Below are 19,133 nucleotides of genomic sequence, written 5' to 3'. Positions count from 1 at the left end.
TCAATCGACGCCTGGGCGATCGCGTAGGCGTCGAAGGCGTCGTCACCGGTCACGCTCGCTGCGCGTCCCTCCTGCACCGCAGCGGCGAGCTCGGCGAACTCGGCGGTGTAGGCGTCGAGCAGCAGCCGGTGTCGCTGTGCGACGTCGTGGCCGAGCGGCCGCCCGCGTTGTGCAGCCGCAAGGACGACTGGGCGCCCTCACCCATCGTGACCATGCCCTCGGAGCCGAGCACCTCACCCCGCACGTCGTAGCCGTAGGTCGCGGCGAAGCTCGCCTCGGCCGTTGCGATCGCGCCGTTGTCGTAGCGGATGACGACGGTGGCGTGGTCGAGCAAGGTGGGGTGTCCGGGTGCTGTCAGCGATCCGGCAGTCGCGACGACGTCGACGGCGCGCGCACCTGGGTTGAGCCAGTTGAGCGTGTCGAAGTCGTGGATCAACGTCTGGGTGAAGATCGTCCACTCGGGCACCGCGTCGGCGTCGGCGGGGCCGCGGCCCGGGTCCCGAGTCAGCGAGCGAAGCTGTCGCACCGTCCCCAGCTCTCCCGCGACGATCAGGTCGTGGGCGGCGATGAACTCGCGGGCGAAGCGCCGGTTGAACCCGACCTGGAAGACGACCCCGGCCCGTGCGGCGGCGGAGCGGGCGGCGTGGATCTCGTCGAGCGACATCCCAGCGGGCTTCTCGCTGAAGACGTGCTTGCCGGCCTCTGCTGCGGCGATGATCAGCGAGAGTGCGCGGTCGAGGACGCCGCGATGACGATGGCGTCGATGTCGTCGGCGGCAAGAACCGCCTCGACGGAGGTCTCTGCGCGGGCACCGAGCGGTTCGGCCACGTCGGCTGCGGCGCCGGGGCGCGGGTCGGCGATGGCCACCAGCTGGGCCTCAGGGACCCGTCGAGCAATCACGGACGCGTGGGACGCGCCAATGCGACCGGCACCTACGAGCCCGATCCGAACGGGAGTCGACACAGCGAACCACCTTCACGAATAACCTGCAATAACAGGACTAGTACGTACTAGTCAGATGAGGATATACTCGAGCCCCGATCCACCGTCAACCAGCCCAACCTCCACCAGCCTCGACAGGAGCATCCGTGGCCGATCCGACCCAGGCCGACGTCGCACGCGCTGCGGGGGTGTCCACCGCCCTGGTGTCGATCGTCATGCGCGACGTGCCCGGCGCCAGCGACGAGACGCGACGCCGGATCCGCGAGGTAGCCGACCAGATGGGCTACGTCCCTGACGAGCGTGCCCGCAAGCTCAGGCAGACGTCATCGCGACTCATCGGCGTCACCTTCGACCTGCACCAGCCCTTCCACGGCGACATCGTCGAGCACCTGTACGCCGCATCTGCCCGTCACGGCTACGACCTCGCGATCAGCGCAGTCGCCCCGACCCGTGACGAGGACACAGCCTTGAGGGCGCTGCTGCGCGAACGCTGCGAGGTCGGCGTGCTCCTCGGATCGACCCTCAGCGACGAGGCCTTGGCCACGACGGCAGAACGGGTGCCGCTGCTGCTGGTCGCCCGACGCAGCGAGGCCGACACGATCTCGTCGGTGCGCAGCAATGACGTCGAAGGTGTCGGGCTGGCGGTCGATCATCTCGTCGCGCTCGGCCACCGGCACATCGTGCACGTCGACGGCGGCCACGCACCAGGTGCCGACGACCGACGTCTCGGGTTCGCCGAGGCGTGCCAGCGTCGCGGCCTGGTCCCCCTCGTGGTGGCCGGAGGTCCGACCGAGGCCGAGGGATTCGAGGCCACGGCCGACCTGCTGACCAGCCTGCCCAACGTCACCGCGATCGTGGCCTTCAACGACCGTTGCGCCGCCGGCGCGCTCGACCTGCTGGTACGTCGGCACCGCGACGTTCCCGCCGACGTCTCAGTGATCGGCTACGACGACTCACGCCTGGCGATAGGCCCCCACGCCCAGATGTCGACGATCTCGCAGAATGCCGCCGAGATGGCCGAGAGCGCGATCGACGGCGCCCTGTCGCTCCTGGCCGGTGGCCGGGCGCAGGAGGTCGTGCTGACGCCCCATCTCGTGGCGCGCAGCACGACCGGCCCGGTCAGGGGCTAGGCGTACAACGCCGGCCGATCCCCCGGATCGACGCTCTCGCGCACTCCCGAGGCCAATGACGCGACGCCGGCCTCGGCGGCCACGTTGGCGACGTAGCCGTCCCACGCGCTCGGCCCCTCGACCTGACGGGTCAGAGCAGCCTCGGCCCAGGCCGACAGCTCGATCCGGTAGGCGTCGGCGAAGTGAGCCACGAAGTCGTCGCGGACCGGGACGCCGTCGACGCCTGCGATGCGGGTGCTGACCGAGGGCGTCGGGACCAGCGAGGACGTCCCCCGGCTGCCGACGACCTCGCAGCGGACGTCGTAGCCGTACCCGGCGTTGACGAACACCTCGGCCGTCACCATGACCCCGTCCCGCGTCCAGATCGTCGCGAGCTGCGGATCGCGGAAGCCGTCCACGATCGGCGACTCGACCCGGATGCCGACGATCGGGTCGTCGAGCAGCCACGGGATCGTGTCGGCTCGTGGATCATCGAGCCGGTGATCAGACCCGCATCACTCGTGCTGGTGCTGCTGGACGCATTGCGGTGCACCGCGTGGACGAGCCGGACGTCGCCGACGACCTTGTCGGTGACGGTGCGCCGCAGTCTCGACCGAACCCCGGGTCGTAACGACGCATGAAGCCCACCTGCAGCAGCCTGCGTCCCAGCGCGACCTCGGCCTCGACGACGCTCAGCGCGTCGGCAGCCGTCACCGCGAGAGGCTTCTCGCACAGCACGGGCTTGCCGGCTGCGAAACATGCCTTGGTCAGGTCGGCGTGCGTGAAGTCGGGCGATGCGATGATGACGGCGTCGACGTCGCGCGAGGCGATCAGCTTCGGCCGAGTCGGCGGCAAGTCCCGACGCGGTGGCGGCGACGACCTTGGCACGCTCGACGTCCATGTCGAACACCATCGAGACCCGTGCCGCCGGCACGCTCGCGGTGAGGGTGCGGACGTGGTCGGCCCCCATTGCTCCCGCACCGATAACTCCCACTCGCAAGCCGTACGACAGCACCTTCGTGGAAACGCTCACAGTGAAACCCAACGCCTTTCGTCTGCCGACACGATCATCGCGTCGACGGTGGCGGCCGCGACCAGCGCGTCCGAGATCGTGGCACCGACCGGTGCGCCCGTCGCAATCGACTCTACGAGGCGCCTGGCTTCGATGACCTTGAGGTCGTCGAAGCCCATGGGGTTGTTGGCACCCGGCTGGAAGGCCGCCAGCTCGCCGTCGCCGGGCGCTGCGTACCGGGTCGTGAAGAATGCGTTCTGGTAGTCCTGGTCGAGGCAGACCTGCAGCTCGTTCATGCGACGGAAGTCCCACGACAGCGCGCCGGTCGTGCCGTGCACCTCGATGCCGTACCTGTTCTGCTCGCCCACCGCGGAACGGCTCGACTCGAGGATGCCGCGGGAGCCGTCGGCGAAGCGCAGCAGCGCGTTGACGTAGTCCTCGTTCTCGACGTCGCCCATCGCACCCGAGCCGCGCTCGTAGTGCATCGCACCGGGCCGGGCCTCGGGCCGCTGCTGGATGAACGTCGAACGGTCGACGACCAGCTCGGCGATGTCGGCCACGACGTACCGGGCCAGGTCGGCGGCATGGCTGACCAGGTCTCCCAGCACGCCGCTGCCGGCGAACTCGTTCTGGAACCGCCACGACAGTGCGCCGTCGGGGTGGGCCGCGTAGTCGGAGATGAAGCGCACGGTCGTGTGCTCGACCGTGCCGATGCGTCCGGCCCTGATCAGGTCGCGAGCCAGCTCGACGGCCGGCACGTTGCGGTAGTTGAACCCGGCCGCCGCCTGCACGCCGGCCGCCTCGACGGCGTCGACGATCTCGCGGGTCTCGGCCGAGTCACGCCCGGCGGGCTTCTCGACCCACAGGTGCTTGCCGGCGTTGGCCGCGGCGACCGCGACGTCACGGTGGATGAAGTTGGGGCCCGTGACGCACACCAGGTCGATGTCGTCGCGGGTCACGAGATCACGCCAGTCCGAGACGAGGTGCTCGAACCCGTAGGCCGTGACTGCGCGCTGCAGCCGGTCGTCGGTCGCGGTGTCGGCCACCGCGACGAGTCGCGGCGTCAAGGGGCTGTCGGTGTAGTGCTGGGTCAGGCGGGTCAGGGCACGGGCGTGCACCTGACCCATCCAGCCCAGCCCCACGATCCCGACGCGAAGCCGTCGGTCACTGGACCTCAGCCTTCATCTCCTGCGCGATCTGCGAGTCCTCGCCCATCGTGCTGGCCAGCTCGTGCGCCAGCGACTCCAGCTCGGCGCCGCCGGCCATCATCGAGGTGAGCTCTTCGAGCGTCATCTCCGACTCGGGGAAGTCGCCCATGCTTCTTGCCGCGTCGCAGCAGCATGAACCGGTCGCCCACGGGGTAGGCGTGGTGCGGGTTGTGCGTGATGAACACGACGCCCAGGCCACGATCGCGCGCCTTGGCGATGTACTTCAGCACGACACCGGACTGCTTGACGCCCAGTGCGGCCGTCGGCTCGTCGAGGATCAGGACGCGGGCACCGAAGTAGACGGCGCGGGCGATCGCGACACACTGGCGTTCACCGCCCGACAGCGTCCCGATGGGCTGCTCGACGTCACGCAGGTCGATGCCCATCGCGGCCAGCTCGGCCTTGCTGATGCGCTTCATCTCGTCGACGTCGAGCCGGCGGAACGGCCCCACGCCCTTGGTGATCTCGCTGCCGAGGAAGAAGTTGCGCCACACCGGCATCAGCGGGACGACAGCGAGGTCCTGGTAGACCGTCGCGATGCCGAGCCGAGAGCCGAGCGAGGGCTCGACAACGTGGTCGACTCCCCGTCGATCAGCAAGCCGCCGTCGGAATGCTCGTGAGCACCGGCGAGGATCTTGATGAACGTCGACTTGCCGGCACCGTTGTCGCCCAGCACGCAGGTGACCTCGCCGGCACGGACCGACGTGGTGACGTCGCTCAGCGCGATGATGTTGCCGTAGCGCTTGCCGATGTCATTGACCTCGATGATCGAGGTGCCGACCGCAGGTGGCACGGCGCGCGGCTCACCTCGGAGGTCTTGGACTGAGAAGCTTTTCCGATCATCGTGCCAACTCCGCTCGCTTGCGAACCCATTCGTTGAGGAGCACCGCCACCAGCAGCATGACGCCGAGGAAGGCGAACAGCCAGTCGTTCTCCCAGCCGCTGTAGACGATTCCCATGTTGACCATGCTGTAGATCAGTGCGCCGAGTGCGGCACCGATCGCTGATCCGTAGCCGCCGGTCATGAGGCAACCACCGACGACGGCGCAGATGATGTAGATGAACTCCTGTCCGACGCCTGTGCCGGCCTGGACCGTCGAGGTGCGGAAGACCAGGAGCATGCCGACGAGCCAGCCAGCCGCCGAGGTCATCATGAACAGCCCGACCTTGGTCTTGAAGACCGGCACTCCGACCTGGCGTGCCGACGTCTGTGCCCCGCCGACGGCGAAGATCCAGTTGCCGACCTTGGTGCGCAGCAGGACCCAGGTGGCGAGCGCCGTGACGCCGATCCACCAGAACACCGAGATGTAGAGGGCGCCGCCGGGACGGCTGCCGTTGATGTCGATCGAGGTGCCGAACACGGCCTTGGCCTGGTCGTAGAACGGGACGTTGCTGAGGCCCTGGATCGCGACCTGACCGATCAGCGCCTTGGTGCCGGCGAGGTTGACGCCCTGCAGGACGAAGAACGTTCCCAACGTCACGATGAAGCTCGGTAGCCCGGTCCGCATGACGAGGATGCCGTTGACCAGGCCGACGAACAGCGCGACGAGCAACGACACGAAGATCGCCGCCCAGACGTTGAGTCCGTACTCGGTCGTCAGGATGCCGACGACCAGTCCCGGCCGTGCCGGTCATGGCGCCGGCGGAGAGGTCGAACTCGCCGCCGATCATCAGCAGCGCGACGGCGACGGCCATGATGCCGATCGTCGAGGCACCGGACAACCAGGTGGCCGCACCTTGGGACCTGGCGAAGGTGTCTGTCGTCGCTGCGAAGAACACGAAGATCACGATCGCCGCGGCGAGGGCGCCGATCTCGGGGCGTTTCATGAGCTTGGTGAGGGTCGACGTCCGAGCGACGCGCTCGTCGACCACAGTGGCTGTCGTCATGCTGTACTCCAATGTCTGGCTTGCCGCCCCGGGGCCCGGACGTGCCGGGCCCCGGGTCGGGTCAGCGGGTTCCGTTAGCGGCGAACTTCAGGACCGCGTCGGCGTTGTCCTTGGTGATGAACGCCGGGCCGGAGTTGACCGGCTGGCCGCCACCGACGTCATTGCCGTTGATGTCCTTCAGGTACAGCGTCGTGATGCCCAGGAAGCCCTGGACGTACGGCTGCTGGTCGACGGCGAACAGGATCTTGCCGTCCTGGATGTTCTTGATGACGTCCTCGGACAGGTCGAACGTGGCGACCTTGGCCGCGCTGCCGGCTTCTTCGACCGAGCCGACGGCGTCAATCGCGTACTGGCCGCCGAGGGTCAGCACGGTGTCGATGTCCTTGTCGGTCTGCAGCTTGGACGTGATCGTGGCCTGGACGGCCGCGTCGTCGGTGCCGTCGACCTGCAGGTTGGAGATCTGGCCGCCGAAGGTCTTCTTGACCGCTGCGCAACGCTCCTCGAGGCCGATGTTGCCGGCTTCCTGGATCACGCAGATGGCGTTCTTGGCGCCTTCGGCCTTGAGCCGCTCACCGACAGCCTCGCCGGCGATCGTCTCAGTCTGGCCGATGTGGGTGATCGCGCCGAACTCCTTGAAGCGGTCGACGCCGGAGTTGATCGTCACGACGGGGATGCCAGCCGCGACGGCCTTCTTGATGCTGTCCTCGAGGCCGTCGGGGTTGGCCATCGAGACGACGATGCCGTCGTACTTGTCGGCGACGGCGCTGTCGATCAGCTGCGACTGCTTGGCCGGGTCGTTGCGTTGGTGTACTTGACTGCGACACCGTAGTCGTCGCCGGCCTTCTCAGCGCCCGACTTGACCCGGTCCCAGAACGCGTCGCCGGGACCGCTGTGGGTGATCACGGCGTACTTGAGATCGGTGGTCTTGGCTGCGGTCTTGTCGTCGTCCTTGCCGGTTCCGCTGCAGGCGGCGAGCAGCGCACCTGCTGCGACGACCGCCGTGGCGACCTTGAGCACGCTCTTTTCGAGGTTCGAGTTTTCATCGAAGTGTTCCTTGTCTTCTCCATGTGACCCGGCGTCATTGAGCCGTCGGGAAGTTCAGCTGGGCAAGTGATTCTTCACTGACGTGGGGCCACCGGGTGGTGACGACCTTGGCCTGCGTGTAGAACCGCACTCCCTCGGGACCGTGGATGTGGTGATCGCCGAAGAGTGAGTCCTTCCAGCCTCCGAAGGAGTGGAAGGCCATCGGGACCGGGACCGGCACGTTGATGCCGATCATGCCCACGTGGACCTTGCGCTGGAAGGTTCGTGCCACCTCACCCGAGGAAGTGAACACTGCGGTGCCGTTGCCATACGGATTCGAGTTGATGAGCGCTCGATCGCGGCGTCCAGCGTCGGAACCCGCAGCACGGTCAGCACGGGTCCGAAGATCTGCGTCGGTGTAGACCGACATGTCAGTGGTGACGTTGTCGAGCAGCGAGGGGCCTACGAAGAAGCCTTCCTCGTACTCGTCGACGACCAGGTCGCGTCCATCGACGACGACCTTCGCGCCGGCGGCCTCGCCCTGCCCGATGTAGTCGATGATGCGCTGCTGTGACGCCTTGGTCACGACCGGGCCCATCTCGGCGTCGGGGTCGGTGCCGACGCTGACCTTGAGGTCGATCGACCGTTCGCGGATCTTGTCGACCAGCGTGTCTGCGGCCGGACCGACCGCGACGACTGCCGAGATCGCCATGCACCGCTGGCCGGCCGAGCCGTAGCCTGCGGCGACGATGTGGTCGGCGGCGAAGTCGAGGTTCGCGTCGGGCATCACGACGGCGTGGTTCTTGGCACCGCCGAGCGCCTGGACCCGCTTGCCGGTGCGCGAGGCACCTTCGTGGACGTACTTGGCGATCGGCGTCGAGCCGACGAACGAGACGCCCGCGATGCCCGGGTGCTCCAGGAGGGCGTCGACCGCGACCTTGTCACCGTGCACGACGTTGAACACGCCGTCGGGCAGACCGGCCTCGGTGTAGAGGCGAGCCACCAGGTCGGAGGCGCCCGGAACCCGCTCGGACGGCTTGAGGATGAACGTGTTGCCCGTCGCGATCGCGACGGGTGCATCCATAGCGGCACCATGATCGGGAAGTTGAACGGCGTGATGCCCGCGACGACGCCGATCGGCTGGCGGAACGTGTGCGAGTCGACGTTGCCCGAGACCTGGTCGCTGTACTCGCCCTTGAGCAGCTGCGGATTCCCGCCGCGAACTCGACGACCTCGCGGCCGCGGACGACCTCGCCCTTGGCGTCGTCGATCGTCTTGCCGTGCTCGGACGAGATGATCTGGGCCAGCTCGTCCTCGTGCTCGACGAGCAGCTGGCGGAAGTCGAACATGATGCGTGAACGTGCCGTCACCGACGTCTCGGACCACGTCTCGAACGCCTTGGCAGCGGCAGCCACCGCCGTGTCGACGTCTCCGGCGGTCGCCAGGCGCACCTGTGACTTCACCGCACCACGGGCCGGGTCGTACACGTCGCCGAATCGATCACTCTCACCCTGGAAGCTCTGGCCTCCGATGTAGTGGTCGTACGTCTTGGACTCGTGCTGCGTCATGCGTTGCCCCTCTGATCAAGTCTTGTCTGCTCGGGTGCCGGCGCGAGGTAGGCGCGCTGGCGGGTCTTGTGCTCTTCGTACGTGCGGCGGGCCTGCTGGGTCGACTCGAGGACGGACACCTCGGCGACTGGCACGTCCCACCACGCCGGGCTGTCGGGCGCCGGGACCAGCGGATCGGTCTCGACGTGGATCACGGTCGTGCGGGTCGACGCCTTGGCCTTGAGGACCGCGGCGCGGAACTCGTCGATTCCGGCGACGGCGAGGACGTCGGCCCCGAGGCTTGCCGCGTTGGCGGCGAGGTCGACCGGCAGCTTGTCGCCGTCGAGGCCCGTGTCGGTGCGGTAGCGGTACGACGTGCCGAACCGCTGCGAGCCGAGCGACTGCGAGAGTGCCCCGATCGAGGCGTAGCCGTGATTCTGCACCAGCACGACGATGACCTTGATCCCCTCGGCCACGGCGGTGACGAGCTCGGTGTTCATCATCAGGTACGAGCCGTCGCCGACCATGACGAAGACGTCGCGGTCGTCCTCTGCGTCGAGGGCGGCGAGCTTGACGCCGAGCCCTCCGGCGATCTCGTAGCCCATGCAGGAGAAGCCGTACTCGACGTGATATCCCTTGCGGTCGCGGGTGCGCCACAGCTCGTGCAGGTCACCGGGCATCGAACCGGCTGCGCACACCACGACGTCGCGCGGATCAGACAGCTCGTTGACCGCACCGATGACCTGCGACTGGATCGCGAGCCCGTCGGCGACCTCGGGAGCACCCTCACCCGTGTAGGCCCGTTCGACGACAGCGTCCCACTCGGTCGCCAGCTCGGTCGCCCGGGCCGTGTAGGCAGCATCCGCCGCCCATCCCTCGAGCGCCGCGGTCAGTGCCGTCAATCCCTCACGCGCATCCGCGACGAGGCTGACCGCCGAGTGCTTGTGCGTGTCGAACGCCGAGACGTTCAGGTTGACGAACCGTACTCCCTCGCCTCCGCCTCCCTCACCTTGGAACACCGTCCGCGAGGCGGTCGTGAAGTCGCTGTACCGCGTTCCGATGCCGATCACGACGTCCGCCTCGGCCGCCAGCGCGTTGGCGGCGGTGGTTCCGGTCGCGCCGATCGCACCGACCGACTGCGGATGGTCGTACGTCAGCGAGCCCTTGCCGGCCTGCGACTCCCCCACCGGGATGCCGGTCGCCTCGACGAAGGTGCGCAGCGCCTCGTTGGCCTGCGAGTAGATGACGCCGCCGCCGGCGACGATCAACGGCCTGCGGGCGCTGCGGATCGCTGCGACGGCCCGCTCGAGGGCCGACGGCTCCGGCACGGGACGGGCCACGTGCCACACTCGCTCGGCGAACAGCCGTCGGGGAAGTCGAACGACTCGGCCTGCACGTCCTGCGGCAGCGCGATCGTCACGGCGCCGGTCTCGGCCGGATCGGTCAGGATGCGCGTCGCGTGCAGCAGGGCGGATGCGAGCTGCTCGGGGACGGTCGACCCGGTCGAAGTACACCGACACGGGCCGGAACACCTCGTTGACCGAGATGTCACCCTGCTGGGAGCTTCTCGAGCTCCTGCAGCACGGGACTGGCGACGCGGGTCGCGAACGTGTCGCCGGGCAGCAGCAGCACCGGAAGACGGTTGATCGTCGCGAGCGCAGCACCGGTGACCATGTTGGTCGCACCGGGGCCCAACTTGATGCCGTGACGGCCATCGCGGCAAGCCGGTCGCTCTGACGGGCGTACGCCACCGCGGCGTGCACCATGGCCTGCTCGTTGCGGCCGTGGAAGAAGCGCAGATGCGACGGATCAGCAGACTGCTCGCGCTCGAGCAGCGCCTGGCCGACACCGGCGACGTTGCCGTGACCGAAGATGCCCCAGCAGCCCGCGAAGAACAGCTGCCGCACCCCGTCACGCTCGACGTACTGGGCCTCGAGGAACCGCACGGTCGCCTGGGCGACAGTCAGCACAGTCATGCCTCTCCTCCTGATGACGCGACTCCGAACGGGAGTCTCGGGTCGATGGTCTGGTCGGCCCACGTGTCGCGGACCCGAGGCGTGGGCCGGATCGTCACAGATCAGCCACGCACGTTCGGCGCCCGGTCCGGCCATGACGTTGAGGTAGTACATGTCGTAGCCCGGTGCCGCGATCGAGGGGCCGGTGCCAGCCGTGCGGGATGAGGACGGCGTCGCCGCTGCGGACCTCGGCCGCGATGTCGATCTCGGCGTCGTCGTGCCCGTAGACCCGCTGGAAGCCGATGCCTGGCCCGCTGGGGCCGTCGGCGATCTCGAAGTAGTAGATCTCCTCGAGGGCGGTCTCGCCGTCGCGCTCCTCGTCGTGCTTGTGCGGCGGGTACGACGACCAGTTGCCGCCTGGCGTCAGCACCTCGCACGCGATGATGCGGTCGGCATCCATGACACCCGGCACGCCGAAGTTGTTGACCTGGCGGCTCGACTGACCCGCGCCGCGCATCTCGACCGGGACGTCGGCCTTGGGCAGGTAGGCCGGATCGAGGCGCTGCTGGCACACGGCCGACGCGAGCGCGAACCGTCCACCGTCGACGCTCGACACGCTCAGACGGGAGTCGCGCGGAGCGTAGACCACGTCGCTCGGACCGGCGAAGACGTTGACGCGGCCTTCGAGGGCGTAGACGTGGTCGTCGACCGTCACGTCGGCCGAACCGCCGAGCGACAGCACCATGACCTCGGTGTCACCGGTGTCGACGTGCTCGCTCTGCCCCGGGGCGAGCGCGAGGATCCGCAGGCCGCTGAACTCCCAGCCAGCCGACTGGGGGTCGATCTCGAGGGCGAACGATCCTGCTGCCGCCTCACCAGCCCGGACCACACGATCCGAATGTCGCAAGCTCACGCGCTCATCATCTCCACGGTCGTGTCGACGGCACCTTCGACGTTCCCGTCGGGCGGAAACAGCAGCGAACGTCCTACGACCATACCGCGCACCGTCGGGCTTGCGAGAGCCTTCGACCAGGCGGCGAACTGGGCGTCCTGGTCGGACGAGACCTCGCCGCCGAGCAGCACGACCGGCAGCGTCGACGCCGCCAGCACCGCCTCCATGTGATCGACGACCGGGAAGCTTCAGCCAGGTGTACGCCGAGGTCGAGGCCAGGCCCGCGGCAACCGTCGCCGAGCGCACGACGGCCTCGGTCGACAGGTCGTTCGCGCATGCGGCCGGACTCATCTCGTCCCGAGATGAACGGCTCGACCATCGCCATGACCTGGTTCTGCGCAAGCTCGTCGACAGCCTGGGCGCAGGCCTGCATCGTGGCGGGCGTCGCCGGGTCGGTGGGGTCGATCCGGAACAGCATCTTGCCGCCCTGGTATCCCGCGGAGGCGATCGACGCGGCGTCGTAGCCGGTGAAGCGGTCATCGATCTCGAAGACCGTGCCCGCGAGTCCGCCACGGTTCATCGAGCCGATCACGACCTTGCCGTCGAGCGCACCTAGCAGCAGCAGGTCCTCGATGACGTCGGCCGTGCCCAGCACGCCGTCGACACCGGGACGCTCGAGCGCCCGCACCATCCGGCTCAGCAGCTCGGCCCGGTCACCCATCGCGAGCGGGTCGTCGCCGGCACGCAGCGCGCCGCGGGCGGGATGGTCGGCGGCCACCAGCAGCAGCCGTCCGGTGCTGCCGACCAGGCTCGTGGGCTGCGTGCGCGATGCGGTGAGCTCGGCGATCCGTTCGGGATGCTCGACCCGCGTCGTGACGAGGCTGGCGATGTCCTGGGCGGTGACGGAGGTCATCAGACCCTTCCTTGAGTGAGAACGGCGTCGACCTGGTCGACAGTGGGCATCGCGTCGGCGCACGACAGCTGGCCGGCGACGTAGGCGCCAGCGGCATTGGAGAACGAGAGCATGCGGGTCAGGTCCCAGCCGCTCAGCAGGCCGTGGACCAGCGAGCCGCCGAACGCGTCGCCGGCACCGAGGCCGTTGACGACGTCGACCGGCACCGGTGGCACGACGACGGACTCGTCGCCGCGCACGCCCAGCACTCCGGCCGGGCCCCTGCTTGACGATGGCCAGCGACGCCGGTGGACCGCAGCGCCTTCGCGGCGGCCTGCGGATCGGTCTCGCCGACTGCGACCTGGCACTCCTCACGGTTGCCGAGGGCGACCGTGACGTGGGGCAGAGCGGCCTGGACCTGCGCGTGGGCCTGCTCGGGCGACTCCCAGAACATCGGCCGGTAGTCGAGGTCGAGCACGGTGATCCCACGCTTTCCGCGAAGCTTCGAGGGCCGCCAGGTGCGCCTCGCGGCTGGGCTCCTGCGACAGGCCGGTGACGGTGATCCAGAAGACCTCGGCGGCGCGGATCGCGTCGAAGTCGAGCTCGTCGACGTTGATCTCGAGATCCGGAGCCTTGGGCTCGCGGTAGAAGTACAGCGGAAAGTCGTCCGGCGGGAAGATCTCGCAGAACGTCACAGGCGTCGGCAGCGCGTCGACCGGTGACACGAACTGGTCGTCGACGCCGAACCCGTCGAGGGCACGGTGGATGAACGTGCCGAACGGGTCGTTGCCGGTGCGGGTGATGACGGCCGAGCGCCGACCCAGGCGAGAGGCAGCGACGGCAACGTTGGTCGCGCTGCCGCCGAGGAACTTGGCGAACGACGTCACGTCCTCGAGGCCGACACCGATCTGCTCGGGGTAGATGTCGACGCCGACGCGTCCCATCGTGATGAGCTCGTGGGCCGTCATGCGAGTGCCTCCTGGACGAAGGCGAGGCACGAGCGGACGTCGGCGACGGGGCCTTCACCGGCCGGAGCGCCGTCCTTGAACATGACGTCCTGCTCCAGCACCCACCAGCCCTCGTAGCCGTGGGCGCGCAGCGCGGCGATCATGGCGCGGATGTCGACATCGCCCTCGCCGAGGACCTGCCACATGCCACCGGCGACAGCGTCGGCGAACGTCACCTCGCCCGACACGACCTTCGCGGCCGCGGCGGCGTCGACGTCCTTGAGGTGGACGTGCTTGACCCGGTCGAGATTGGCCAGCGTGATGGCCACCGGGTCGGCGCCGGCGGCGGCCAGGTGACCGGTGTCGATGCACAGACCGACGTGCGAGCCGTCGATGATGCGCTGCACGTCGTCGGCGTTCTCGACCAGCGTTCCCATGTGGGGGTGGATCGCGGCCACGACGCCGCGGCTCTCGGCATGGTCGGCGATGCGGTCGAGGTTGCTCAGGAGGGTCTTCCACTGCAGCTCGTCGAGGACCGGACGGGCGTCGTACCCATCGGCGCCCGTCGACGCAGCCAGGACGACGACACCGGCACCCGATGCGAGGCAGGCGTCGATGAACGTGTCGACCTCGGGAAGCGGATCGTGGTCGGGATCGGCCAGGACGACGGGCAGGAAGCCGCCGACCGCCTGCAGCCCGTACCCGTGGAGGAACTCGGCCTTCTCGGTCGGTTCTTCTGGAAGGAAGCCGTCGGGGCCGAACTCCGTGGCGACGATCCCGAGGGACTGCATCTCAGTGAGGACTCGATCGGCGGGCATCTGGTATCCCCAGCCGGGGACTTCACACACACCCCAGGAGATCGGGGCGCCTGCGATGCGGAGCGGGGTCGTGGACACTGATGTTCCTCACGTTTCTGTATGTCGAGTTCATTTGTCGTGACAAAGTCGGTAGGACGAGTGTGTCTCAGGGCACATCGGCCTGTCAAGCATTTGTCCTGACATATTGACATGACCTGTTCTGCCGATAGATTGGGCGCCATGCCCGGCCTCCACTTCACCCTGGATCGTTCCAGCCCCGTCCCGCTGTACTTCCAGGTGGCCGAACAGTTCGAGCGCGCGATCCTCGACGGCACCATCGCCCCGGGCGAGCGCATCGACAACGAGATCTCGCTCGCGGCCGACCTCGGTCTGTCCCGTCCGACGATGCGTCAGGCCATCCAAGTACTCGTCGACAAGGGCATGCTGGTGCGCAAGCGCGGGGTCGGCACCCAGGTCGTGCACGGCAAGATCCGCCGCTCGGTCGAGCTGACGAGCCTGCACGACGATCTCAGCGCCGCAGGTCAACGTCCCCGCACCGATGTGCTGGCGCTCGGCAAGGTTCCCGCCGACGAGGACGTCGCCCGCGAGCCGGCTGTCCACCGGCGCCGACGTCTGGTCGCTCGAACGTCTGCGCTGGGTCGACCGCGAGCCGCTCGCGCTGATGCACAACTTCATCCCCGTCGACGTCGTCGACCTCGGAAGCTGTCGACCTCTCCGAGACCGGCCTGTACGCGTTCCTGCGTGACTCCGGCATCGTGATGCGGGTGGCCCGGCAGCGCATCGGGGCGCGGGGCGCGACGGTCGACGAGGGCAAGCTGCTGCGCGAGCGCAAGGGCGCTCCCCTGCTGACGATGCAGCGCACGGCGTACGACAACGCCGGCCGGGCCGTCGAGTACGGCCGCCACGCCTACCGCCCCGATCTCTACGCCTTCGAGCCACCCTCGTCGACCGCTGAGGAGGTAGTTACCGCCCCCTGACGAGGTAGTTACCGCCCCCTGGCGAGGCGGTTACCGCCCCCTGGCGAGGCGGCTGCCGCCCCCTGGCGAGGCGGTTACCGCCCTCCGAGGAGGCGGCTACTGCCATCGTCCAGGGCGACAACTACCTCCTCGAGGGGCCACAACCACCTCCCCGAAGGGCGACAACTACCCCCTCAGCGTTCGAGGTGGGACTGGATGGCGCTGAGCGTCTGCTTCATCCCGCGTTCGAGCCTCTCGTCGTGACTGCTGGCGCCGCCCAGTGCCAGCTTGGCGGTTAGCCGGACCACCAGGCTCGGATCGACCACGGCCGTACGACGTTCGGTGAGCCGAGTTCGACTCCCCCCGTCGAGCGGCTCGAGCTCGTACGACCACTCGACGTCGGTCGGCGCGACGTGGAATGCCAACGCCCCGCGACCCGAGTCGTTCGCCGGATCCTTCCAGCGGGTGATGCGACTGGTCGTGGGCCAGACGAAGCCCTTGCGGCGGTTGAGGTTGACGGCCTTGGCCCCCACGCCGGGCCTGCCCCGCAGCCACGTGCCGACGAGCTCAGGACTCCACCGCTTCATCGCAGCCAGGTCTGAGACGACCGCCCACACCGCATCGGGAGATGCCTCGATGTCGATCGACGCCTCCAGCGGCGGCTGCATCAGGCGGCCTCGGCAGCGGCCTTGATCCGCAGCAGCGTCTTGTTGATCCCACCGTCGAGCTCGACCTCGAAGTTGTCGGTCCCACCCAGGACGTTCTGGGTCAGCACGTTCGACAGCTTCGACACACCCCGCGGAGCGGTGCGACTCTCGGTCAACCGGGTGCCGAACTCGGTCGGCTCGAGGTCGTACGTCCAGATCGTCCGGTTCTCGACGATCTGGAAGGCCAGCCGCTTGTCACGCTCGAACGTCACGACCTTCGCGTTGGTCGGCCAACGCAGCTTGCCGCGTCCGTTGAGGTTGAGCGTGCGGGTACCGACCTTGACGTCCTTGCCGAAGACGATCATCTTGCGACACTGCGGGCTCCACTCGCCCATCCGCTTGAGATCTGACACCAAGGACCAGACGACGGACGGCGCAGCAGCGATGTCGACGCTGCCTTCGATGAGCTGCTGATTCGGCACGGTTCTCCTCAAGTCGGTGGACCCCGAGCCTATCCAGATAATCGGAATATGTCAGCCGTGTCGCGGAGACGGCAGAGCCCGCGGGCTACGAGTGCGAGCGTTCAGCCAACCCACCAGCCAGTCGCCTACCTGGGGATGGTTCAGCAGCGCGAAGTGGTGGACGCTCGGCAGGTACTCGAGCCCCGCGCCCTCCACGACCGGGCCCGTGCGCCCGAGCCCCGAGGCGGACGAGAAGTGGACGAGCAGATCGCCGAGCACCGAGCTCAACGGATGACCTTGCGACGCACCCAGCGTTGACGCCACGAAGTGGTACTCCGCGTGCGGAAGCGGCGCCGCGGCGATCCGGTCGAGTCCCCACTGCCGGGTCAGGTCTTGGCCCTCCCACTCGTCGCGGGAGATGTAGCCGTGCCGCAGGTCGACGATGCCAGCCGATCGCTGGTCGAGGATCGCGCTGAACGGGCGAGACTGTGGCCAGAACCTCAGCAGTCGCGAGCCGACGTGAGCGAACTTCTCGAGATTGGCACCCGTGTGGGGCGTGCCGAGGCAGATGACGTCTCGCACCAGGTGCTGCCACGTCTCTCCGGCCGCCGTGGCGTGGTTGGTCGCTGCACGCGCCACGAGTCCGCCCATCGAGTGGCCGACCAGCGTGATGCGCGTGACTGCGACGGGCCAGTTCTCGACGGCTTGCTGGATCAGCACGTCGAGATGCTTGCCGTTCTCGGAGATGTGCAGGCCCGTGTTGTAGCGCAGCATGACAGGCGTGCCATCGGTCTCGGCTGCGATCCGCTCGGCGTACGTCGTGCCGTGCACCTTCGCGTCGAGCGTCCATGACTCGTCGTTCTCGCACAGCCCGTGGACGAGGATCACCGGATGGCTGGTCGCGTCGCGAAAGGCGTCGGCGAGCGGCCAGGCGGTCGCGGCGACGTCGGCCCCCTCGACACGCACGGCCATCGTGATGGCGTGCGGGTCATCGAGCATCCGCAGCCGTCGCCGATCAGCCCGTTGATCGCCGCGACGACCCGGCGGCCGCGCGGGCCGTCCTCGACAGGGCGCCCGACGCCACGGCCAGCCAGCGCCCGGACCGAGCCGCTGGAGATCCGCAGGACCCCCGAGATCGCCCCGTACACCGAGGTCACGACAGCATCGTGCAAGGACTCGGGAACGTGCCCGCCGATGACGTGGGTGGCCTTGAAGGCGCGCGCGGACACGGCGCGATGAACGTCGCGGGCGCTCCCGACGATCAGGCGTTCGCCGTAATCGAGCGCGAGCGCCGCGACGTCAGTCGTACGTGCGGGACCGGCAGGCATGTTCCCATACTGCCGGTACCCGAGCACATAGTGAACCTCCCCAGGGGGAGGCATGGGTCACGCTTCTGCGTCGTCCTCGCCGAACGTGCCGTCGGCACGCAGATTGGCCAGGTCGATGACGTTGCCGGACTTGTCGGAGACCTTGGCGCCCTCGACGAGCGAGGCGAGCGCCTTGCCGCGCAGGACTTCGCTGACCATCTCGGGCACGTGGTTGTGCTCCATGATGTGCTGGATGTACGAGTTGGGGTCTTCGCCCGACTGCTGTGCGCGGCGCATGATGTGCTGCGACAGCTCGCTGTCGTCGATGCCGAACTCTTCGGTGGCCACGACCTGGTCGAGGACGAACTGAGCGACGAGCGAGTCGCGGACCCGCTTCTCGAGCTCGGCCTCGAACTCGTCGACGGTCTGCTCCTCGTCGTCGAGGTAAGTCTCGAACGAGACGCCGGCCATCGCGAGCTGCTGCTCGATCTGCTGACGACGGTTGGCGATCTCCTCGGTCACGAGGGTCTCGGGCAGCGGCGCGTCGATCTTGGCGACGATCTCGTCGAGGACGAGGTCACGCGCCTCGTTGGCCTGCTGCATGCGCTTGCCGCGGGTGACCCGCTCGGTCAGGTCGGCACGCAGCTCGTCGATCGAGTCGAACTCGGACGCGGTCTGGGCGAACTCTTCGTCGAGCTCGGGCAGCTGCTGCTCCTTGACGTCCTGCACCGTGACGGTGACCTCGACGTCCTGGCCAGCCAGGTCGCCGCCGACCAGCTGCGTCGTGAACGTCTTGGACTCGCCGGCCTTCAGGCCGATGACGGCCTCGTCGAGACCGTCGAGCATCGTGGCCTTGCCGACCGTGTAGGGCATGCCAGCGGCCTGCGCCTCGGGGATCTGCTCGCCGTTCTGCGCGGCGGACAGGTCGATCGTCAGGAAGTCGCCGTCGGCAACGGCGCGGTCGACCTCGGAGAAGGTCGCGAACCGCTCCTGCAGCGCGGTGAGCTGCTCGTTGACGTCGTCGTCGCTGACCTCGGCGTCCTCGACCGTGACCTCGATACCCGTCAGGTCGGGCAGGTCGAGCTCGGGGCGGACGTCGAGCCGGCCGTGACGACGATGGGCTCGCCGTCCTCGAACGTCGACAGGTCGATCTCGGGCTGGCTCAGCGGCTGGATGTTGGTGTCCTGGACGGCCTGGCTGTACCAGCCGGGCAGTGCCGCGTTGAGGGCCTCGTCGAGCACCGCGCCACGTCCGACCCGCTGGTCGACGATCGCTGCGGGAACCTTGCCCTTGCGGAAGCCGGGGATGGTGATCTGCGAGCCGATGGTCTTGTAGGCAGTGTCAAGGCTGGGCTTGAACTCCTCGAACGGCACCTCGATGGTGAGCTTGACCCGTGTCGGGCTCAGTGTCTCGGTGGTGCTTTTCACGTGGGTGACTCCTGCATGATCTCGGTGGGGGGTCGGCTTGACCCGGTGTGGCCGCGTTCGGCCGAGTACGGCCATCAAAGCGTCCCTTCAGTCTCTCATGAAG

At 68.3% G+C, this 19,133-nt stretch carries 21 protein-coding genes and 5 pseudogenes; 4 read left to right on the top strand and 22 right to left on the bottom strand.

All coding sequences use genetic code 11. The annotated features are described in order from the left end of the window. Positions 1 to 49: 49 nt before the first annotated feature. Positions 50 to 664 (bottom strand): Gfo/Idh/MocA family oxidoreductase, encoded by a 615-nt coding sequence (locus ACHMWU_RS01070; protein WP_396041283.1) that lies wholly within the window; start codon positions 662 to 664, stop codon positions 50 to 52. A gap of 53 nt (positions 665 to 717) precedes the next feature. Then, positions 718 to 963, bottom strand: a complete 246-nt coding sequence (locus ACHMWU_RS01065) for a Gfo/Idh/MocA family oxidoreductase (protein WP_396041282.1) — start codon at positions 961 to 963, stop codon at positions 718 to 720. A gap of 125 nt (positions 964 to 1,088) precedes the next feature. Between ACHMWU_RS01065 and ACHMWU_RS01060 the strand changes: the two genes are divergently transcribed. Beyond that, positions 1,089 to 2,072: a LacI family DNA-binding transcriptional regulator gene (locus tag ACHMWU_RS01060; protein ID WP_396041280.1), complete on the top strand. Its 984-nt coding sequence runs from the start codon at positions 1,089 to 1,091 to the stop codon at positions 2,070 to 2,072. Here the strand turns inward: ACHMWU_RS01060 and ACHMWU_RS01055 are convergent. From ACHMWU_RS01055 to ACHMWU_RS00990, 14 genes and pseudogenes are all read right to left on the bottom strand, one after another. Further along, entirely contained in the window at positions 2,069 to 2,470 is a 402-nt protein-coding gene (locus ACHMWU_RS01055; protein WP_396041278.1) for a Gfo/Idh/MocA family oxidoreductase, read from the bottom strand. The two genes, ACHMWU_RS01060 and ACHMWU_RS01055, sit on opposite strands and share 4 nt — an antisense overlap. A gap of 85 nt (positions 2,471 to 2,555) precedes the next feature. Further along, a complete protein-coding gene (locus ACHMWU_RS01050; RefSeq protein WP_396041276.1) occupies positions 2,556 to 2,906 on the bottom strand; it encodes a Gfo/Idh/MocA family protein in 351 nt (116 codons plus the stop codon). Positions 2,907 to 3,080: 174 nt separating this feature from the next. Further along, positions 3,081 to 4,241 (bottom strand): Gfo/Idh/MocA family protein, encoded by a 1,161-nt coding sequence (locus ACHMWU_RS01045; protein WP_396041813.1) that lies wholly within the window; start codon positions 4,239 to 4,241, stop codon positions 3,081 to 3,083. Next, positions 4,238 to 4,771, bottom strand: a complete 534-nt coding sequence (locus ACHMWU_RS01040) for an ATP-binding cassette domain-containing protein (protein ID WP_396041275.1) — start codon at positions 4,769 to 4,771, stop codon at positions 4,238 to 4,240. The genes ACHMWU_RS01045 and ACHMWU_RS01040 overlap by 4 nt, the downstream gene beginning before the upstream one ends. Continuing rightward, positions 4,771 to 5,064: an ATP-binding cassette domain-containing protein gene (locus ACHMWU_RS01035; RefSeq protein ID WP_396041274.1), complete on the bottom strand. Its 294-nt coding sequence runs from the start codon at positions 5,062 to 5,064 to the stop codon at positions 4,771 to 4,773. The genes ACHMWU_RS01040 and ACHMWU_RS01035 overlap by 1 nt, the downstream gene beginning before the upstream one ends. Positions 5,065 to 5,110: 46 nt before the next feature. Next, on the bottom strand, positions 5,111 to 5,830 hold the full coding sequence (locus ACHMWU_RS01030; RefSeq protein ID WP_396041273.1) for an ABC transporter permease: 720 nt from the start codon (positions 5,828 to 5,830) through the stop codon (positions 5,111 to 5,113). 389 nt (positions 5,831 to 6,219) lie between these two features. Then, complete coding sequence (locus ACHMWU_RS01025) at positions 6,220 to 6,930, bottom strand: substrate-binding domain-containing protein (RefSeq protein ID WP_396041812.1); 711 nt, start codon at positions 6,928 to 6,930, stop codon at positions 6,220 to 6,222. Next, positions 6,930 to 7,175: a hypothetical protein gene (locus ACHMWU_RS01020; protein ID WP_396041272.1), complete on the bottom strand. Its 246-nt coding sequence runs from the start codon at positions 7,173 to 7,175 to the stop codon at positions 6,930 to 6,932. Before ACHMWU_RS01020 ends, ACHMWU_RS01025 begins: the two co-directional genes overlap by 1 nt. Before the next feature lie 61 nt (positions 7,176 to 7,236). Continuing rightward, positions 7,237 to 8,749 (bottom strand): annotated as a pseudogene (locus ACHMWU_RS01015) (CoA-acylating methylmalonate-semialdehyde dehydrogenase). Then, a complete protein-coding gene (locus ACHMWU_RS01010; RefSeq protein WP_396041271.1) occupies positions 8,746 to 10,857 on the bottom strand; it encodes a thiamine pyrophosphate-dependent enzyme in 2,112 nt (703 codons plus the stop codon). The pseudogene ACHMWU_RS01015 and the gene ACHMWU_RS01010 overlap by 4 nt, the downstream one beginning before the upstream one ends. After that, positions 10,799 to 11,596 (bottom strand): 5-deoxy-glucuronate isomerase, encoded by a 798-nt coding sequence (iolB, locus tag ACHMWU_RS01005; protein WP_396041270.1) that lies wholly within the window; start codon positions 11,594 to 11,596, stop codon positions 10,799 to 10,801. The genes ACHMWU_RS01010 and iolB overlap by 59 nt, the downstream gene beginning before the upstream one ends. Next, a pseudogene (locus tag ACHMWU_RS01000) lies at positions 11,593 to 12,488 on the bottom strand (aldolase). The gene iolB and the pseudogene ACHMWU_RS01000 overlap by 4 nt, the downstream one beginning before the upstream one ends. Further along, positions 12,488 to 13,435 (bottom strand): annotated as a pseudogene (gene iolC / locus ACHMWU_RS00995) (5-dehydro-2-deoxygluconokinase). Before iolC ends, ACHMWU_RS01000 begins: the two co-directional pseudogenes overlap by 1 nt. Continuing rightward, positions 13,432 to 14,205: a TIM barrel protein gene (locus ACHMWU_RS00990; protein WP_396041269.1), complete on the bottom strand. Its 774-nt coding sequence runs from the start codon at positions 14,203 to 14,205 to the stop codon at positions 13,432 to 13,434. The pseudogene iolC and the gene ACHMWU_RS00990 overlap by 4 nt, the downstream one beginning before the upstream one ends. A 216-nt stretch (positions 14,206 to 14,421) precedes the next feature. Here ACHMWU_RS00990 and ACHMWU_RS00985 point away from each other — a divergent pair. From ACHMWU_RS00985 to ACHMWU_RS00975, 3 genes and pseudogenes are all read left to right on the top strand, one after another. After that, positions 14,422 to 14,628: pseudogene (locus ACHMWU_RS00985) on the top strand (GntR family transcriptional regulator); the annotation flags it as partial. A 142-nt stretch (positions 14,629 to 14,770) separates the two neighbouring features. Further along, positions 14,771 to 14,977, top strand: coding sequence for a UTRA domain-containing protein (locus ACHMWU_RS00980; protein ID WP_396041811.1), 207 nt, complete (start codon positions 14,771 to 14,773; stop codon positions 14,975 to 14,977). A gap of 10 nt (positions 14,978 to 14,987) precedes the next feature. Further along, complete coding sequence (locus ACHMWU_RS00975) at positions 14,988 to 15,209, top strand: UTRA domain-containing protein (RefSeq protein ID WP_396041267.1); 222 nt, start codon at positions 14,988 to 14,990, stop codon at positions 15,207 to 15,209. A gap of 173 nt (positions 15,210 to 15,382) precedes the next feature. Here the strand turns inward: ACHMWU_RS00975 and ACHMWU_RS00970 are convergent, their stop codons facing one another. The 6 genes and pseudogenes from ACHMWU_RS00970 to ACHMWU_RS00945 all read right to left on the bottom strand — a co-directional run. Then, positions 15,383 to 15,856, bottom strand: a complete 474-nt coding sequence (locus ACHMWU_RS00970) for an SRPBCC family protein (RefSeq protein ID WP_396041266.1) — start codon at positions 15,854 to 15,856, stop codon at positions 15,383 to 15,385. Continuing rightward, the gene (locus ACHMWU_RS00965; RefSeq protein WP_396041264.1) at positions 15,856 to 16,317 is read right to left on the bottom strand and encodes an SRPBCC family protein; all 462 of its coding nucleotides are present in this window, start codon (positions 16,315 to 16,317) and stop codon (positions 15,856 to 15,858) included. The genes ACHMWU_RS00970 and ACHMWU_RS00965 overlap by 1 nt, the downstream gene beginning before the upstream one ends. Before the next feature lie 51 nt (positions 16,318 to 16,368). Continuing rightward, positions 16,369 to 17,268: an esterase/lipase family protein gene (locus ACHMWU_RS00960; protein WP_396041263.1), complete on the bottom strand. Its 900-nt coding sequence runs from the start codon at positions 17,266 to 17,268 to the stop codon at positions 16,369 to 16,371. Continuing rightward, positions 17,181 to 17,624: a hypothetical protein gene (locus tag ACHMWU_RS00955; protein WP_396041262.1), complete on the bottom strand. Its 444-nt coding sequence runs from the start codon at positions 17,622 to 17,624 to the stop codon at positions 17,181 to 17,183. Before ACHMWU_RS00955 ends, ACHMWU_RS00960 begins: the two co-directional genes overlap by 88 nt. 57 nt (positions 17,625 to 17,681) lie before the next feature. Further along, a complete protein-coding gene (tig, locus tag ACHMWU_RS00950) occupies positions 17,682 to 18,662 on the bottom strand; it encodes a trigger factor (protein WP_396041810.1) in 981 nt (326 codons plus the stop codon). After that, a pseudogene (locus ACHMWU_RS00945) lies at positions 18,660 to 19,105 on the bottom strand (trigger factor); the annotation flags it as partial. The gene tig and the pseudogene ACHMWU_RS00945, both read right to left, overlap by 3 nt. Between the last annotated feature and the right edge of the window lie 28 nt (positions 19,106 to 19,133).

Source organism: Aeromicrobium sp. UC242_57 (genome assembly GCF_044452305.1).
In the GTDB taxonomy this organism is placed as follows: Bacteria; Actinomycetota; Actinomycetes; order Propionibacteriales; family Nocardioidaceae; genus Aeromicrobium.
This window is presented reverse-complemented; position numbering and strand designations above follow the sequence as displayed.

What these genes read in the sequence shown, in the direction of transcription:
- ACHMWU_RS01070 (WP_396041283.1), bottom strand. Translation starts at nt 664, where the DNA reads ATGTCGCTCGACGAGATCCACGCCGCCCGCTCCGCCGCCGCACGGGCC.
- ACHMWU_RS01040 (WP_396041275.1), bottom strand. Translation starts at nt 4,771, where the DNA reads ATGCCGGTGTGGCGCAACTTCTTCCTCGGCAGCGAGATCACCAAGGGC.
- ACHMWU_RS01010 (WP_396041271.1), bottom strand. Translation starts at nt 10,857, where the DNA reads ATGTACTACCTCAACGTCATGGCCGGACCGGGCGCCGAACGTGCGTGG.
- ACHMWU_RS00990 (WP_396041269.1), bottom strand. Translation starts at nt 14,205, where the DNA reads ATGCAGTCCCTCGGGATCGTCGCCACGGAGTTCGGCCCCGACGGCTTC.
- ACHMWU_RS00980 (WP_396041811.1), top strand. Translation starts at nt 14,771, where the DNA reads ATGTGCTGGCGCTCGGCAAGGTTCCCGCCGACGAGGACGTCGCCCGCG.
- ACHMWU_RS00970 (WP_396041266.1), bottom strand. Translation starts at nt 15,856, where the DNA reads ATGCAGCCGCCGCTGGAGGCGTCGATCGACATCGAGGCATCTCCCGAT.
- ACHMWU_RS00960 (WP_396041263.1), bottom strand. Translation starts at nt 17,268, where the DNA reads ATGGCCGTGCGTGTCGAGGGGGCCGACGTCGCCGCGACCGCCTGGCCG.
- ACHMWU_RS00955 (WP_396041262.1), bottom strand. Translation starts at nt 17,624, where the DNA reads ATGCCTGCCGGTCCCGCACGTACGACTGACGTCGCGGCGCTCGCGCTC.